At 72.9% G+C, this 16,573-nt stretch carries 13 protein-coding genes and 2 tRNA genes; 8 read left to right on the top strand and 7 right to left on the bottom strand.

The features are described from left to right. Positions 1-180: 180 nt before the first annotated feature. On the top strand, positions 181-453 hold the full coding sequence (locus tag NX801_RS01615; RefSeq protein ID WP_258784896.1) for a hypothetical protein: 273 nt from the start codon (positions 181-183) through the stop codon (positions 451-453). Positions 454-561: 108 nt separating this feature from the next. Next, positions 562-1,647 (top strand): YlbL family protein, encoded by a 1,086-nt coding sequence (locus tag NX801_RS01610; protein ID WP_258784895.1) that lies wholly within the window; start codon positions 562-564, stop codon positions 1,645-1,647. Between the two features lie 283 nt (positions 1,648-1,930). Here NX801_RS01610 and NX801_RS01605 read toward each other — a convergent pair whose 3' ends face one another. Next, positions 1,931-2,503 (bottom strand): PPA1309 family protein, encoded by a 573-nt coding sequence (locus NX801_RS01605; protein ID WP_258784894.1) that lies wholly within the window; start codon positions 2,501-2,503, stop codon positions 1,931-1,933. A gap of 310 nt (positions 2,504-2,813) precedes the next feature. On the opposite strand from NX801_RS01605, the gene NX801_RS01600 reads away from it, so the two are divergent. The 4 genes from NX801_RS01600 (at position 2,814) to NX801_RS01585 (ending at position 8,493) form a co-directional block, all read left to right on the top strand. Further along, complete coding sequence (locus NX801_RS01600; protein WP_258784893.1) at positions 2,814-5,885, top strand: UPF0182 family membrane protein; 3,072 nt, start codon at positions 2,814-2,816, stop codon at positions 5,883-5,885. A gap of 172 nt (positions 5,886-6,057) precedes the next feature. Further along, positions 6,058-6,131, top strand: a tRNA-Met gene (locus NX801_RS01595). Positions 6,132-6,390: 259 nt separating this feature from the next. Further along, complete coding sequence (locus tag NX801_RS01590) at positions 6,391-8,355, top strand: SEL1-like repeat protein (RefSeq protein WP_258784892.1); 1,965 nt, start codon at positions 6,391-6,393, stop codon at positions 8,353-8,355. A gap of 64 nt (positions 8,356-8,419) precedes the next feature. Further along, positions 8,420-8,493: transfer RNA gene (locus tag NX801_RS01585), tRNA-Met, on the top strand. Positions 8,494-8,724: 231 nt separating this feature from the next. Here the strand turns inward: NX801_RS01585 and NX801_RS01580 are convergent. After that, positions 8,725-9,141 (bottom strand): Fur family transcriptional regulator, encoded by a 417-nt coding sequence (locus tag NX801_RS01580; protein ID WP_258784891.1) that lies wholly within the window; start codon positions 9,139-9,141, stop codon positions 8,725-8,727. Positions 9,142-9,436: 295 nt separating this feature from the next. Between NX801_RS01580 and NX801_RS01575 the strand changes: the two genes are divergently transcribed. After that, positions 9,437-10,888: a catalase gene (locus tag NX801_RS01575; protein WP_258784890.1), complete on the top strand. Its 1,452-nt coding sequence runs from the start codon at positions 9,437-9,439 to the stop codon at positions 10,886-10,888. A gap of 140 nt (positions 10,889-11,028) precedes the next feature. Here the strand turns inward: NX801_RS01575 and NX801_RS01570 are convergent, their stop codons facing one another. Next, entirely contained in the window at positions 11,029-11,445 is a 417-nt protein-coding gene (locus tag NX801_RS01570) for a CBS domain-containing protein (protein ID WP_258784889.1), read from the bottom strand. Positions 11,446-11,609: 164 nt separating this feature from the next. Then, positions 11,610-12,410, bottom strand: a complete 801-nt coding sequence (gene hisN, locus NX801_RS01565; protein ID WP_258784888.1) for a histidinol-phosphatase — start codon at positions 12,408-12,410, stop codon at positions 11,610-11,612. A gap of 356 nt (positions 12,411-12,766) precedes the next feature. Between hisN and NX801_RS01560 the strand changes: the two genes are divergently transcribed. Next, entirely contained in the window at positions 12,767-13,618 is an 852-nt protein-coding gene (locus tag NX801_RS01560; protein ID WP_258784887.1) for a TetR/AcrR family transcriptional regulator, read from the top strand. Here the strand turns inward: NX801_RS01560 and NX801_RS01555 are convergent. The 3 genes from NX801_RS01555 to aroA form a co-directional block, all read right to left on the bottom strand. After that, positions 13,584-13,910 carry a DMT family transporter gene (locus NX801_RS01555; RefSeq protein WP_258784886.1) on the bottom strand — a complete coding sequence of 109 codons (327 nt, stop codon included), beginning with the start codon at positions 13,908-13,910 and terminating at the stop codon, positions 13,584-13,586. The two genes, NX801_RS01560 and NX801_RS01555, sit on opposite strands and share 35 nt — an antisense overlap. A 249-nt stretch (positions 13,911-14,159) precedes the next feature. After that, on the bottom strand, positions 14,160-15,191 hold the full coding sequence (rsgA, locus tag NX801_RS01550) for a ribosome small subunit-dependent GTPase A (RefSeq protein WP_258784885.1): 1,032 nt from the start codon (positions 15,189-15,191) through the stop codon (positions 14,160-14,162). Between the two features lie 4 nt (positions 15,192-15,195). Further along, positions 15,196-16,557 carry a 3-phosphoshikimate 1-carboxyvinyltransferase gene (gene aroA, locus NX801_RS01545; protein WP_258784884.1) on the bottom strand — a complete coding sequence of 454 codons (1,362 nt, stop codon included), beginning with the start codon at positions 16,555-16,557 and terminating at the stop codon, positions 15,196-15,198. Between the last annotated feature and the right edge of the window lie 16 nt (positions 16,558-16,573).

Here is a 16,573-nt window from a genome sequence, read left to right as displayed (position 1 = left end):
CCTTCGTCCGGCGGGGTGACCAGAAAGCCCGGCCTCAAACCTGCGGATCAAACCCACTCGGCGGTCAAGCGCCCCGATTTGCGTAACCCCACCCCGGGCACCAGCGTTGAATCAGCCAGCGATTAATCTGCTGATCAGTCAGGTGCAAGCTCTGGACGCTCCAGGGGATGGGAGGTCGTGATGGCAGCACTCGCCTGGTTGTTGATCCCGTTGTTCGCCTGCCTCGGCGCGGCGATATGGGGCGGCTGGGCCTCCCGCGACCGCACCGTGGGCGACACGGCGGAGCTGACCGGCTACGAGCGCTTCCGGGACGTGATGGAGCGCTCGGCCGCCGAGAAAGCCGAGCGGGCCGGGCGGGCGGCCGGCGCCGACCAGGACGAACGGGCCGACGGGCCGGGCCGCACCGGAAGTGCCGGGAAGCCGGTGCTGGAGGAGTCCCGCGCCGGCGGCTGACCCCCCGGGCCGATCCGCTGCTCCGCCGCTTCCCGCCGCTGTCCCCGCGTCGCTCCGACGGACCGGCCCCGGGCGTGCACGGAGGGACCCTTCCCGTACTGTCGTTCCATGCCACGCCGCACCGCGACGATGCTCGCCTCCACCCTCGCCCTCATCGCGCTGCTCTGCGCGGGGGTGTTCATCAAGGTGCCGTACGCGGAGATGAGCCCGGGCCCGACGGTCAACGTCCTGGGGGACGGCGCCGATCCGGTGCTCCGGATCTCCGGTCACCAGACCTACCCCACCAGCGGCCATCTCAATATGACGACGGTCAGGGTCACCGGTGCGGACTATCAGATGAACTTTGCGGAGGCGCTCTGGGGCTGGCTCGCCCACGACAGTGTGGTGGTGCCCCACGAGACGCTCTACCCGGACGGCAAGACCGAGCAACAGTCCACCCAGGAGAACGCCGAGGAGTTCAGCCAGTCGCAGGAGAGCGCCAAGGTCGCGGCCCTGCGGGAGCTGAAGATCCCGGTCGCGTCCCGGGTGGTCGTCTCCTCGGTCCAGAAGGACAGCGCCGCCGAGGGCAAGCTGCACGCGGGTGACGTGGTCAAGGCGGTGGATGGCACCCCGGTCACCCAGCCGGGCGATGTGGTCAAGCTCGTCACCCGCCACAGGCCCGGACAGAGCGTGGAGTTCACCGTCGTCCCGGCCAAGGACGCAGCCGAGGCGGAGAAGGCCCGCCGGGAGCCGGTCACCACCGAGAAGCTGAAGCTCACCACCCGGAAGTCGCCCGAGGGCGACCGGGCCATGGTCGGCATCCAGGCCGGCACCGACCACACCTTCCCGTTCACCGTCGACATCAAGCTCGCCGACGTGGGCGGGCCCAGCGCCGGGCTGATGTTCTCGCTGGGCCTTGTCGACAAGCTGACCGAGGGCGACCTCACCGGTGGCAGGTTCATCGCGGGCACCGGAACCATCGACGACACCGGCAAAGTGGGCCCGATCGGCGGTATCCGGATGAAGCTGGTCGGTGCGCGGAACGCGGGCGCCCGGTACTTCATGACCCCCGCCGACAACTGCGCGGCGGCCGCCTCGGACACCCCCGAGGGGCTGAAGCTGATCAAGGTCGACACGCTCCATGACGCCGTGCGGTCCCTGGAGAAGCTGCGCGCCGGCGACACGGCCGCGCTGCCGGCCTGCAAGACCTCCTGACGAGCGGGGCGGACGGGCCGGGCGCCGGGGGACGGGGCGGTGACCCCGGGACTCCTGACGAGCGGCGCCCGGGGACGAGGCGGTCGGGACCCGCGCTCCGAGGAGTGCGCGGGCTCGTGGCCGGACGAGCGGCGGAGTCGTACGGCATCGGTGGCGGGTACCACCCGCCGGGCGGCCGCCCGGAGCGGAGCCGGCCGGGTCCCCCGGGGGGTTGGCGGGCCCCGGACGGGCCGGGCCCCGGGGTGGCGGGTGGCTCCGGCTCTGCGCCCCGGGCGGCCCTGGGTCAGCCCTCGAAGGTGGCGGAGAGCGCCTCGGCGAGGTTGGGCACCAGGTCGGAGCCGGTCAGCACCTCGGTGGGGGAGTCCTTCTCGCGCAGCCGCAGCGCCGACTCGCGCGCGCCGTCCCGCAGCACCGCCACCGTCATCCGGACCTCCTGCCGGTCCGGGTGCCGGGCCACCCAGGCCGCGAGACCGGCCTCGTCCAGGCCGTCCGGCACGGACGCCTCGGCGGACGGCGGCAGCATCAGCCGCTCCACCGTCATCGCGCACCCGGCCACCGCGTCGGGCCAGGCGATGGTGCCGAGGAACTCGTCCAGCGGCTGGTCGGCGGGGATCTCGTCCTGCTCGATCGGCGTGAGCGGGGCGGGCGCGGCCTCCTCGCCCTCGCCATCGGCGTCGAGACCCAGCTGGGCGGCGAGTTCCGGCTCCTGCCGGCGCAGCCGGGCCGTGTCGACCAGCGCGAAGAGCCTGGCCGGCTGGTCCCAGCCGAGCCCGGCCGCGTACTCGTCGATTTCGAGCACCGCGCGGGTCAGCGGACCGGCGGCCATCGGAGGACCTGAGGGAGAAACGTTGGACATGGGGAACATCCTGCCTCCTTTCCACCCCGGGACGGGAACTAGGTAAAGCATCAGTAAGTTGCATCAGTGGGCTCTACGATCGCTGGACCCTTGTCCAGTCCCGTCCGGTGGTCCCCGGGCCCCGGCCGCCGCCGCTCAGTGTGACGGCGCGGACACGCGGCACACCCGTACGCGGTGCGCGGTACGCAGTACCCGCCACCCAGTACGCGGTGTGCGAGCACGCCGTACGCGAGCAGGCAGTACGCGAGCGCACAGCACACCGACCACGACAACAGAACGCGAACTCGAGGGGCGCACGTTGGCTTTCCAGATGCCGGACCGCGGCGGAGGCCCGACCGGGCCACGGATCAGAGTCGGCCGGCCGTCCCGGCGGGCCCGCACCCTGCTCATGACACTGGGCGTGCTGGCCGTGCTGGCCATGCTCTTCGTCATGTTCGCCGGGTTCTGGACGGACTGGCTGTGGTACCGGTCCGTCCACTACTCCTCGGTCTTCACCACCACCCTGTGGACCAAGATCGGGCTGTTCCTGGTCTTCGGTCTGCTCATGGCCGTGGCCGTCGGGCTCAACATCTGGCTGGCGCACCGGCTGCGGCCGCCGCTCAGCGCGATGTCGCTGGAGCAGCAGAGCCTGGACCGGTACCGGATGGGGGTGGCCCCGTTCAAGAAGTGGGTGCTGCTCGCGGTCACCGCGCTGATCGGGCTGATCGCCGGTGCCTCCGCCTCCGGGCAGTGGAAGACCTGGCTGATGTGGGTGAACGGGGTGCCGTTCGGCCAGAGGGATCCGCAGTTCGACATGGACGTGTCGTTCTACGCCTTCGACCTGCCCTGGTACCGCTTCCTGCTCGGCTTCGGGTTCGCCGCCGCCGTGCTGTCGCTGGTCGCCGCCGCGCTGACCCACTACCTCTACGGCGGGCTGCGGATCACCAGTCCCGGAGCCCGGGCGACCGCCGCCGCGACCGGTCATCTCTCGGTGCTGCTGGGCGTCTTCGTGGCGCTGAAGGCGATCGCGTACTGGCTCGACCGGTACGGCCTGGCGGTGAAGTCCAGCGACTTCAAGGCCACCGGCAACTGGACCGGCCTGCGGTATGTCGACGCCAACGCCTATCTGCCGGCCAAGACCATCCTGTTCTGCATCGCCGTCATCTGCGCGGTGCTCTTCTTCGCCACCCTCTGGCGCCGCACCTGGCAGCTGCCGGTGATCGGCTTCGGTCTGATGGTGCTCTCCGCGATCCTGATCGGCGGGCTCTACCCGGCGATCGTGCAGAAGTTCCAGGTCCAGCCGAACGAGCAGGCCAAGGAAGCGCCGTACATCAAGAAGAACATCGACGCGACCCGCAAGGCGTACGACATCGACGCCACCAAGCTGGAGAACTACTCCGGCAAGTCGACGGTGAAGGACAAGGACACCCTGCGGGCGGACGCCGGCACGGCCGCCAGCTACCGCCTGGTGGACCCGAACATCGTCTCGCCCACCTTCCAGCAGCTGGAGCAGAAGCGGCGGTACTACCAGTTCCCGATGACCCTGGACGTCGACCGCTACCAGGGCCGGGACACGATCGTCGGTCTGCGTGAGCTCAACATCAAGGGCATCCCCAAGCGGAACTGGATCAACGACCACTTCACCTACACCCATGGCTACGGCGCCATCATGGCGACCGGCACCACCACCGACGCCAACGGCTCCCCGGTCTTCACCGAGTCCGGGCTGCCCACCACCGGCCAGGTCGCCAAGGGCAAGTACGAGCAGCGGATCTACTACGGCGAGAAGACCGAGCAGTACTCGATCGTCGGCGGCCCGCAGAAGGAGCTCGACTACGAGGAGAACGGCGAGAAGACCACCAGCTACCGGGGCAACAGCGGCGTCAGCCTCGCCAGCGCGTTCAACCGCGCCGCCTACGCGGTGGCCTTCAGCGAGCCGCAGATCCTCTACTCGGGCGCCATCGGCGACGGTTCGCGGATCCTCTACAACCGCACCCCCAAGGAGCGGGTGGAGGCGGTGGCCCCCTGGCTGACCATCGACGGCGACGCCTACCCGGCCGTCGTCGACGGCCACATCCAGTGGATCGTGGACGCCTACACCACCTCGGACGGCTACCCGTACGCCTCCCGTACGACGCTGGGCTCCACCACCACGGACTCGCTGACCGCCGGCAACCAGACCCGCGCGGTCGTGGCCCAGCAGAACCAGGTCAACTACATCCGGAACTCGGTGAAGGCCACCGTCGACGCCTATGACGGCACGGTGAAGCTGTACCAGTGGGACACCGAGGACCCGGTCCTCAAGACCTGGATGAAGGCGTTCCCCGGCACGGTCGAGCCGAAGAGCGCCATCGAGGCCGACCTCAAGGCCCATCTGCGCTACCCGCAGGACATGTTCAAGGTCCAGCGCGAGCTGCTCACCCGCTACCACGTCGAGAACGCCGCCCAGTTCTACAGCGGCAGTGACGCCTGGCAGGTGCCGGCCGACCCGACCAACAAGGACGGCAACGCGGTTCCGCCGTACTACCTGAGCATGAAGATGCCGGGCGACAAGCAGCAGCAGTTCGCCCTGACGACGACGTTCACCCCCAACGGCCGGCCCAACCTGGGCGGGTTCATGGCGGTCGACGCCGACGCCGGCAGCAAGGACTACGGCCGGATCAGACTCCTTCGGGTGACCTCGGACGTGCCGGGCCCGGCGCAGGTGCAGAGCAAGCTCAACGGTCTGCCGTCGGTGGCGCAGTTCGTCCGGGACATGCGGGGCGCCGACTCCGACATCCAGTACGGAAATCTGCTGACGGTTCCCCTGGACGGCGGTTTCCTTTACGTGGAACCGGTGTACGCGCAGGGCCGGAACGCGCTCTATCCGCTGCTGAAGAAGGTGGCGGTCTCCTACGTGGACGCGGACCAGCCGTCCGGCGACACCACCAAGGACACCACCGTCTTCGAGAACACCCTGACCGAGGCGCTCAACGCGGTCTTCGGGGTGGAGGGCACGACCCCGCCCGGGCAGCGGCCGCCGGGCGAGACCCCGCAGCCGCCGGCCACCGACGAGGCCGCGCTCCGGCAGGCCATCGCCGACGCGCAGAAGGCGTTCTCGGACAGCGAGGCGGCGCTGCGCAAGCCCGGTGCCCAGGTCGACTGGGAGGCGTACGGCAAGGCCCAGAAGGCCCTGGCGGACGCGCTGCGGGAGGCGGCCGAGGCCGAGAGCAGGATGAAGTCCGGGCGGGCCGGGCAGGGCGCCGAGAAGCCGGCGGCCCCGTCGTCCCCGGCGGCCTCGGGGAAGCCGGCGGCACCCGCACGGCCTTCGGGCGCCCCGGCCGCGTCGTCGGCTCCGTCGGCTCCGGCCGCGTCGTCCGCCCCGGAGGGCTCGTCCGAGGCTTCGGAGGGCTCGGGCGGCTGATGCTGTGCACCCGCGCCCCGGGGACCGGCCCGTCCGGGCCCCGGGGCACGGTCGTCCGCCCCCTGGGCGGGGGGTACGGTCGTCCGCCCTGGTGAGGGGTACGGGGCCCGGCCCCAGCTCCGAGGGCGGGGAAACGGCCCTGTTCCGTCCCGTGATACGGTGGTTTCACCGACGCGGGGTGGAGCAGCTCGGTAGCTCGCTGGGCTCATAACCCAGAGGTCGCAGGTTCAAATCCTGTCCCCGCTACTGAAGACCGAAGGCCCGGATCTTGCTCAGATCCGGGCCTTCGGCGTATCCGGAGCCAGGCGACCGGGCGGAAGCGGGGGTGGTGGGCAGGGGCCTTTCGGTGGTCCGAACCGGTGGCGGAGGGAACGAGCGTGCGGGAACGGCGCGTTGACGGGGTAACGTGTTTGACTTGTCTCCCTGTGGGCAAGTCGACAAAACGCTGAAGTGACCTCACTGGCTGCGGTATACCAGGTGTACGCGGGTAGCAGGTGGTGCGACGATGGAATTCATGGGGGACAGGGCAACTCTTTTGGAGACAGGGCGGTTTGTACGGCGGCAGCCCCGGGACGCCGCGGAGACGGCGAGCGGGACCGGGCCGGCCGGCGACGCCATGGACAGTGACGCGGGTGACGCGATGGACGCGGCGGCGGTACTGGACGGAGCCGAGGGCGGCGACACGGTGGCCGAGGAGCGGCACCGGATGGCCGCCGAGAGCGGCGACACCGCGTCGATGAGTGTCCTCGGCGCCCTGTTGCTCCGCCGTGGCGAACTGGACGCCGCCGAGCCGTATCTGCGCGCCGCCACGGCCGAGGGCGACCGGGCCGCCGCCAACAACCTCGGCGTCCTGCTGCACCAGCGCGGATACGCCGACGAGGCGGCCGGCTGGTGGCGGATCGCCGCCGTCGCGGGGTCGGCCGCCGCCGCGCACGCCCTGGGCCGCCACCACCGGGAGCGGGGCGACGAGCCGGCCGCCGAGTACTGGCTGCGCCAGTCCGCCGAGCAGGGCCACGCGCTGGGTGCCTACGCCCTCGCCGATCTGCTGGAGCACCGGGGCGACGCGGGCGCCGGCCGGTGGCTGCGGGCCGCCGCCGAGCAGGGCCACCGGGAGGCCGCGTACCGGCTCGCCCGCGCCCTGGACCGCCGCGACGACCGCGCGGGCGGCATCCGCGACGACCGCCCGGACGGCACCGGCCGGGGCGCCGGCGCGGCCGGGGCCACCGGCGCCGGGGCCACCGGTACGGGCGGGCCGGCCGACGGGGCCGAGACCGCCGAGCAGTGGTACCGGCAGGCCGCCGCGCGCGGGCACCGCCGGGCCGCCCTCCACCTGGGCGCCATCCTGGAGCGGCGCGGCGAGCTCAAGGAGGCCGGCCGCTGGTACCTCACCTCCGCCAAGGACGGCGAGTCCCGGGCCGCCTGTGCCCTCGGCTTCCTGCTGCGGGACGCGGGCGACGAGGACAGCGCCGCCGTGTGGTGGCTGCGCGCCGCCCAGGACGGCGACGGCAACGCGGCCAACGCGCTGGGCGCCCTGCACGCGGCGCGCGGCGAGCACCAGACCGCCGAGCGCTGGTACCGCGCCGCCACCGAGGCGGGCGACGTCAACGGCGCCTACAACCTCGGGCTGCTGTACGCGGCGCAGAACCGGATCGCCCAGGCCGACCAGTGGTACCGCCGCGCCGCCTACGCGGGCCACCGGGAGGCCGCCAACGCCCTCGCCATCCTGCTGCTCCAGAGCGGTGACCCGTACGGGGCCGAGCCCTGGTTCTCCAAGGCGGCCGAGGCCGGCAGCGTGGACGCCGCCTTCAACCTGGGCATCCTCCACGCGAGCCGGGACGACGACCGCGAGGCGCTGCGCTGGTACGAGCGGGCCGCGGCGGCCGGGCACACCGAGGCCGCGCTCCAGGTGGGCATCGCCTGCCTGCGGGACGGCGACGACCAGGCGGCCGAGCGGTATCTGCGCACGGCGGCCGGGGGCGGCAGCGCGGAGGCCGCGTTCCGGCTGGCGACGGTCCTGGACGCCCGGCGCCCGCCGGCCGGGGCCGCGCCGCTCGGGCGGCCGCAGGAGCCGAAGTCCGAGTGCGAGGAGTGGTACGAGCGCGCCGCCGAGCAGGGCCACCGCCGTGCCCAGGTCCGGATCGGCATGCTCGCCGCCGCGCGCGGGGACGGGGCCGAGGCCGCCCGCTGGTACCGGGAGGCCGCCGAGGCGGGCAGCCGCAACGGCGCCTTCAACCTGGGGCTGCTGCTCGCCCGGGAGGGCAATGAGCGGGAGGCGGCGCTCTGGTGGAGCCGGGCCGCCCGCGCCGGTCACGGCCGGGCCGCCCTCCGGCTGGCGCTGCTCGCCGCCCGGCGCGGTGAGCTGGCCGAGGGGCGGCGCTGGTGCACCCGCGCCGTCGAGCTGGGGCCCGCCGAGGTGGCCGAGCGCGCCGCCCGGCTGAGCGAGGCGCTGCACCAGGAGCTCACCGCGTGAGAACCGGGCCCGCGACCAGCGATTTGCACCGGCGCCCCCGGTCCCGTAAGGTGGTGTTCACCGACGCGGGGTGGAGCAGCTCGGTAGCTCGCTGGGCTCATAACCCAGAGGTCGCAGGTTCAAATCCTGTCCCCGCTACTGAAGACCGAAGACCCGGATCCTGAGCGATCCGGGTCTTCGGTGTTTTCGGAGGTTCCGGTTCTCCTGTGCCGTCTGCGTCTGCGCGCGACATCCCCCCAGGGCCTTGCCCCCGGCGCCTCGCCGTCCAACATGCCGCTGCCCCCGGCGCGGGGGTGCGCCGGGGGCAGCGGGAAGAGCGGCGGGCAGTCGGGCGGCCGGCCCCGGGCAGGCGGAGGCCGGCTGCTTCGATCAGGCGGTGGCGCACTCCGGGCAGACGCCCCGGTAGGTGACCTCGACGTCCGAGACCGTGAATCCGAAGCGCTCGGAGGCCGGCAGGTCGGCCAGCGGATCGCCGGAGGGACGGACGTCCCGGATCGCGCCGCAGCGGGCGCAGACCAGGTGGTGGTGGGGGCGGTGCGCGTTCGGGTCGTACCGCTTGGCGCGGCGGTCGGTCGAGACCTCCAGCACCTCGCCGAGGCTCACCAGCTCACCCAGCGTGTTGTAGACGGTCGCCCGGGAGATCTCCGGCAGGCGCTCCACCGCGCGGGCGTGCACCTCGTCGGCGGTCAGGTGGACATGGTCCCCGTCGAGCACCTCCGCCACTACACGTCGCTGCGCGGTCAAGCGCCAGCCGCGGCCACGGAGGCGTTCCAACAGGTCGCTCATGCGTACCAGCCTAACAGGGGAGCGCTCCAGTCCCGAACGAGTGTGGGATTGGATGAGGGATTGACTTAGACAAAGTCCATTGTAGGATCGGCTACGGCATTGGCCAAGGGCCCGGAAACTCTCGAGAACTTCCGGGAACTTCCGGTACCAGGGGCGCTGACCAGCGCGATCGACCGTGGCCCGAGACGGGTGGGGGTGACCCACCGTGATCGGGAGTGATCGGGCCGGTCGGCGGGGAAGCGCCCGGACCGTCGGCCGAGGGACAGGACCGCAAGCAGTGACGCAGGAGGCGTACGTGACGCAGGGACCGCTCACCACGGAGGCCGGCGCGCCGGTGGCCGACAATCAGAACAGCGAGACCGCAGGCGCCGGCGGTCCGGTTCTGGTGCAGGACCAGCTCCTCCTGGAGAAGCTCGCGCACTTCAACCGCGAGCGCATCCCGGAGCGGGTGGTGCACGCGCGCGGTGCCGCCGCCTACGGCACGTTCACGGTGACCGCCGATGTGACCCGGTACACCCGGGCGAAGTTCCTCTCCGAGGTCGGCAAGCAGACCGAGACCTTCCTCCGCTTCTCCACCGTGGCCGGCAACCTCGGCTCGGCGGACGCGGTGCGGGACCCGCGCGGCTTCGCGCTGAAGTTCTACACCGAGGAGGGCAACTACGACCTCGTCGGCAACAACACCCCGGTGTTCTTCGTGAAGGACGCCGTGAAGTTCCCCGACTTCATCCACACCCAGAAGCGCGACCCGTACACCGGCTCCCAGGAGGCGGACAACGTCTGGGACTTCTGGGGGCTGTCCCCCGAGTCCACCCACCAGGTGACCTGGCTCTTCGGCGACCGGGGCATCCCCGCCTCGTACCGTCACATGAACGGCTACGGCTCGCACACCTACCAGTGGAACAACGCCGACGGCGAGGTCTTCTGGGTCAAGTACCACTTCAAGACCGACCAGGGGATCAAGAACCTCACCACCGACGACGCCAACCGGCTCTCCGGCGTCGACCCGGACTCGCACCAGCGCGATCTGCGCGAGGCGATCGAGCGCGGTGAGTTCCCGTCCTGGACGGTGCAGGTGCAGATCATGCCGGCGGCGGACGCGGCGACCTACCGCTTCAACCCGTTCGACCTCACCAAGGTGTGGCCGCACGAGGACTACCCGCCGATCGAGATCGGCAAGCTGGAGCTCAACCGCAACCCGCAGAACATCTTCGCCGAGGTGGAGCAGTCGATCTTCTCGCCCGCCCACTTCGTGCCGGGCATCGGCCCCTCGCCGGACAAGATGCTCCAGGGCCGGCTGTTCGCGTACGGGGACGCCCATCGCTACCGGGTCGGCGTCAACGCCGATCACCTCCCGGTGAACCGGCCGCACGCCACCGAGGCGCGCACCAACAGCCGGGACGGCTTCCTCTACGACGGCCGCCACGCGGGCACCAAGAACTACGAGCCGAACAGCTTCGGTGGCCCGGTCCAGACCGACCGCCCGCTCTGGCAGCCGGTGCCGGTCTCGGGCGTCACCGGTGACCACGAGGCGCCCCGGCACGCCGAGGACGACGACTTCGTGCAGGCCGGCAACCTCTACCGGCTGATGGCCGAGGACGAGAAGGAGCGCCTGGTGGGCAACCTGGCGCAGTTCATCTCCAAGGTCTCGCGCGACGACATCGCGGAGCGCGCGGTCAACAACTTCCGTCAGGCCGACGGAGACTTCGGCAAGCGGCTGGAGGCCGCGGTCCAGGCCCTGCGCGGCTGAACAGCACTGGACCGCTTGTCGTAGGACGGAGGGCCGGTCCGCGGCCTCTCCCGGATTTCCGGGGAGGCGGCGGCCGGCCCTCCGGTATGCCGTCGGCCCCTCCGGTATGCCGCGCGGAGGGGTGGCCGGGGCCGCCGGGCTCACCCCGCGGCGAGACTCGCCTCCCGCCGGGCGGTGGACTCCCGGCCCGGCGCCCAGCAACGGATGATGTCCCGGACGGAGACGACACCGATCGGGCCGTCGCCGTCCAGCACGATCAGATGCCGGAAGCCGCCGTGGGACATGGCCTGGGCGGCCTCCTCCAGCGTCCAGCCGGGTGCGGCGAAGACCACGTCCATGGTGGTGTGCGCTCCGGCGGTCTCCAGATCCGGGTTCTGCCCGGCTCCTACGGAGTTGAGGATGTCGCGCTCGGTGATTATCCCGACGCCGCTGGTGTCCTGGTCCAGAACAATGGCCGCGCCGACGCGGCGCGCCGACATCAGGCCGGCCGCCTGGCGCAGGGTGTGGGCCGGGCCGATGGTGAGGACCACCGTACTCATGGCGTCTCGGACGAGCATGGGCGGAGCCACCTCCTCGATGACGGCCGCACGGACACCGGGACACCGGCACCCATGAGAAGCCGTTCACAAGTTCACAAGTGTGGGCACTTTCAGAGTGGCAGGCTTCCGCCGGTCAAACAAGGGGATCGCTTTTCCCTGGCGACCTCACGCCAATGGGTTGCTCAGTGGCCGCGATTGAGGTATTCGAGCAGCGTCTCGTGGAGCAGCCCGTTGGAGGCCGCCGCGTTGCCGCTGTGCGGGCCGGGACGGCCGTCGAGTCCCGTGAACACGCCGCCCGCCTCCTCGACGATCACGGCGAGCGCCGCCATGTCCCAGAGGGACAGCTCCGGCTCGGCGCAGAGATCGACCGAGCCCTCCGCGACCATCATGTACGGCCAGAAATCGCCGTAGCCACGGGTCCGCCAGCAGGCCCGGCCCAGCTCCAGGAAGCCGTCCAGCCGGCCCTGTTCCTCCCAGCCGCTGAGCGAGGAGTACGCGAACGAGGCGTCCGCCAGGTCCGTCACCCGGGAGACCGTCAGCCGGGTGCCGTCGGCCGGACCGGTCCCGGTGTACGCGCCCGCCCCGCTCGCCGCCCACCAGCGGCGGCCGAGCGCGGGTGCCGACACCACGCCCACCACCGGCCGGAAGCCGTCCGGGCCCTCCTCCATGAGTGCGATCAGGGTGGCCCACACCGGCACCCCGCGCACATAGTTCTTGGTGCCGTCGATCGGGTCGACCACCCAGCGGCGCGGCCCCGAGCCGACCAGGCCGTACTCCTCGCCCAGGATCGCGTCGGCCGGCCGCTCCCGCTCCAGGCCCGCCCGGATCAGCTCCTCGGCGGCCCGGTCCGCCTCGCTCACCGGCGTCAGGTCCGGCTTGGTCTCCACCTGGAGGTCGAGCGCCCGGAACCGGTCCGTGGTGACGGCGTCGGCGGCGTCCGCGAGGGCGTGGGCGAGACGCAGATCGTCCTGGTAATCGGCCATGGGGCGCACTCTATCCCGGGCCGCGCGCCCCCGATCCCGGCCCGAGTCCCCGTCGGTTCCGGACCGGATCCGGGTCCGGTCAGGGGCAGGTCCGGAGCCCGTTTCCGGGATCGCGGCGGCCCGGACCGCCCGGTTCCGGCCGGCCGTCACCCCCGGTTCCGGCCGGCCGCCGCGCGGGCCGGGCTGTCGCGAGGGCCCGGCCGCCGTGAGGGCCCGGCCGTCCGCGCGGTGCGTTCCGGCCGACTGCGGCCCCTCGGGAGCGCCCTCCGGCGCTATTGACAGTACGTGTCCGTGCGGCAACGCTGAGCACGGAGCCGCTGGGCCCCGGATGCGACGGGACGATCTGGGAGGCGACGATGCCCACCGCCAGAGAGGCCCTGCTGGACGCCGCGCTGACGGCGCTCGCCGTCCGGCCCTGGCCGGCGGTGCGGATGGTCGAGATCGCGGCGGCGGCCGGGGTCTCCCGCCAGACCCTCTACAACGAGTTCGGCAGCAAGGAGGGACTGGCCCGTGCCCTGGTGGTGCGGGAGGCGGACGCCTGGCTGCACGGAGTGGAGACGGTGCTGCGCTCGGGTACGGGCCCCGGCCCCGGCGTCGGCGCGGAGGCCGCCGCCGGGGCAGGGGTCGGTATCGGCGCGGTGACCGGAGCCGGGGCGACGGGCGAGCGGACGGCTCCCGGGGTACCCCGGCCCGGAGGCGGGCCCGCCGGTGCGCCGGACCGTCCGGCGGCCGGATCCGCCGGGGCGGCCGCGGACACCGGGGCCGACCGGCTGGTGGCGGCGGCCGAGTGGATCGTGGCCGAGGCCCGGTCCAAGCCGCTGGTCCGGGCGCTGCTCACCGGCTGCTGGGGCGAACCGCTGCCCGAGCCCCACCCGGCCGGGCCGCCCCGGGCGCCCCGGGTGCCGCGCCCGGGGCGGGGGCCGAGCGGTCCGCCGGTACGGTCTGTCGACGCCGGTCCACCCGCGCCGGGCCGGCTCGCGGACGCCGTACGGGACCGGTCGCTGGCCGTTCTCTCGCCGGGGCTGCCGGGCGCGGACGCCCGCTCCGAACTGGCGCTCCACTGCGAGCTGGCGGTCCGGCTGGCGCTGTCGTACGTGGTGGCCCCCGGCTCCCGCGAGCTGGGCGCCCTGGTCCGTACCGCCATGGGGGCTCCGGGGAGCGGGCCCGGTGGGATCAGCGGGCCGAGCCGGACAGCTGGAGACCGATGACGCCCAGGATGACCAGGGTGATCGAGACCAGCTTCAGCGGAGAGACCAGATCGCCGAGGAAGACCATGCCGTAGGTGGCGGTGCCCGCCGCGCCGATCCCGGTCCAGACGGCATACGCCGGGCCGATGTCCAGGCGCCGCAGCGAGAGGGTCAGCAGTCCGAAGCTGCCCAGCGCGAAGGCGGCGAAGGCGATCGTCGGCCAGAGCCGGGTGAAGCCGTGCGAGAGCTTGAGGCAGACCGCGAAGCCCGTCTCCAGCAGACCGGCGACCATCACCAGCAGCCACGCCGCCATCAGCGCCTCCCACCTGGGTCACCGCCCCGGGCGCCGCCCGCCGGTCACCGCTCGCCACCGGGCTCCGCCGGGCAGGGGTTTGCCCCGCTTCGGGCGATTATGTACGCCCCGACCGGTCCGCTCCGGGCAGCAACGCGCCCGGGCGCGCCCGGGGGAGGGGCGGGGATCAGGCGCGGGCGCCCGGCGCGGCGGCCCGCGGCACGGCCCGGCCGCGCCCGGGTGCGCCCACGGGAAGGGCGGGGCACCCGGTCAGTCGCCCTCGCGGCGCTCCCGGGTGGCGAGCAGCCGGCGGAGCGAGGCGAGCCGGGCCGGGTCGGCATGGCCCTCGGCCACCCAGGCGTCCAGCGCGCAGTCCGGCTCGTCGTGGCCGCACGCCCGGGGGCAGTCGGCGGTGCCCGGTTCCAGGTCGGGGAAGGCGTGGATCACCCGGGACGGGTCGACGTGGTGCAGCCCGAAGGACCGGACGCCCGGGGTGTCGATCAGCCAGCCGTCCGCGCCGCCCAGCGGCAGCGCCAGGGCCGAGGTGGTGGTGTGCCGGCCGCGCCCGGTGACCGCGTTGACATGGCCGGTCAGGCGCCGGCGCTCCTCCGGCACCAGGGCGTTGACCAGCGTCGTCTTGCCGACACCGGAGTGCCCCACGAAGGCGGTGGTGCGGCCGGCCAGATGGGTGCGCACCCGGTCCGCCGCCGCGCCGCCGACGACCCCGCCGTCCGCGTCGTACAGCTCCTCGCGGCTGGTGACGACGTACGGGATGTCCAGCTCGCCGTACAGCTCCAGCAGCTTCTCCGGCGGGGCCAGGTCCGACTTGGTGAGCACCAGGAGCGGTTCCAGACCGCCGTCGTAGGCGGCGACCAGACAGCGGTCGATCAGCCGGGGTCGCGGCTCCGGGTCGGCCAGGGCGGTGACGATGGCGAGCTGGTCGGCGTTGGCGACCACCACCCGCTCGAACGGGTCGTCGTCGTCCGCCGTCCGGCGCAGTACCGAGTTCCGCTCCCCGATCCGGACGATCCGGGCCAGGGTGTCCTTGGCGCCGGACAGATCCCCGACCAGGGCCACCCGGTCGCCCACCACCGCCGCCTTCCGGCCCAGCTCACGGGCCTTCATGGCGGTCACCGCGCGGCCGTCGACCAGACAGGTGAGCCGGCCCCGGTCCACGGTGAGGACCATGCCCTCGGCGGCGTCCTCGTGCTTGGGGCGGATGTTGGTGCGCGGCCGGTTGCCCTTGCGGTTCGGCCGGGAGCGGATGTCGTCCTCGTCGGTGTGCTTGCCGTAGCGGCGCATCTCGTCAGGCCCCGAGCATTCCGGCCCACATCTGCGGGAAGTCCGGCAGGGTCTTGGCGGTGGTCGCCACGTTCTCGATCTCCACGCCGCGCACCGCCAGGCCGATCACCGCGCCCGCCGTGGCCATCCGGTGGTCGTCGTAGGTGTGGAAGACACCGCCGTGCAGCGGGCGGGGGCGGATCACCAGGCCGTCGGCGGTCTCGGTGACATCGCCGCCCAGCTCGTTGATCTCCTTGGTGAGCGCGGCCAGCCGGTCGGTCTCGTGCAGCCGGAGGTGGGCCACCCCGCGCAGCGTGGACGGCGAGTCGGCCAGCGCGGCGACGGCGGCGATGCCGGGCGTCAGCTCCCCGACCTCGCCCAGGTCCACGTCGATGCCGTGGATCCGGCCGGAGCCGGTGAAGGTCAGTCCCGCCTCGGTCAGCTCGCAGGAGCCACCCATCTCGGTGAAGATCTGCCGCAGCGCGTCACCCGGCTGGGTGGTCCGCTCGGGCCAGTCCGGGATGGTGACCCGGCCGCCCGTGACCAGCGCGGCGGCCAGGAAGGGCTGGGCGTTGGAGAGGTCCGGCTCGACGGTCAGGTCCCGGCCGAGCAGCGCCGACGGCGAGACCCGCCAGACATTGGGCTCGCCGCCGGTCTCCGGCTCGTCCACCTGGGCACCGACGGAGCGCAGCATGTCCACGGTCATCCGGATGTGCGGCATCGAGGGCAGCCGGGCGCCGGTGTGCCGCACCTCCACGCCCTGGTTGAAGCGCGGGGCGGAGAGCAGCAGGGCGCTCACGAACTGGGAGGACGAGGAGGCGTCCACGTCCACCACGCCGCCGTCCAGCGCGCCGCCGCCGTGCACGGTGAGCGGCAGGGCGCCCCGGCCGTCGTCGTCGATCCGGGCGCCCAGCACCCGCAGCGCGTCGATCACCCCGTGCAGCGGGCGCTCGTGGGAGCGGGGGTCGCCGTCGAAGTGGACCGGGCCGTCCGTGAGGGCGGCGACCGGCGGCAGGAAGCGCATCACGGTGCCGGCGTTGCCCACGTCGACGGTGGCCGGGCCGTGCAGTCCGGACGGGATGACCCGCCAGGCCTCGCCCGCCCCGGCCGGGTCGCCGGTGACCGAGGGCGCGGCGGCGGAGCTGGAGGAACTGGAGGAGATCGTCTCCTCGATGCCGACGCCCAGCGCCCGCAGCGCCTCCGCCATCAGCAGGGTGTCCCGGGACCGCAGCGGCCGGCGCAGCCAGCCCGGCTCGGAGGCGAGCGAGGCCAGCACCAGGGCGCGGTTGGTGACCGATTTGGATCCGGGCACGGTGACGGTCGCGGCGACGGACCCGTCGGCGAACGGGGCGGGCCAGAGATCGAGATGCACGGCGCTTTCGGTCATGCCTCTCACTTTAGTC

Origin of the sequence: Streptomyces pyxinae (genome assembly GCF_024756275.1) — a bacterium.
Lineage (GTDB): Bacteria > Actinomycetota > Actinomycetes > Streptomycetales > Streptomycetaceae > Streptomyces > Streptomyces pyxinae.
Note: the sequence above shows the minus strand (reverse complement) of the source record. Positions and strands in the feature narration are given on the sequence as shown.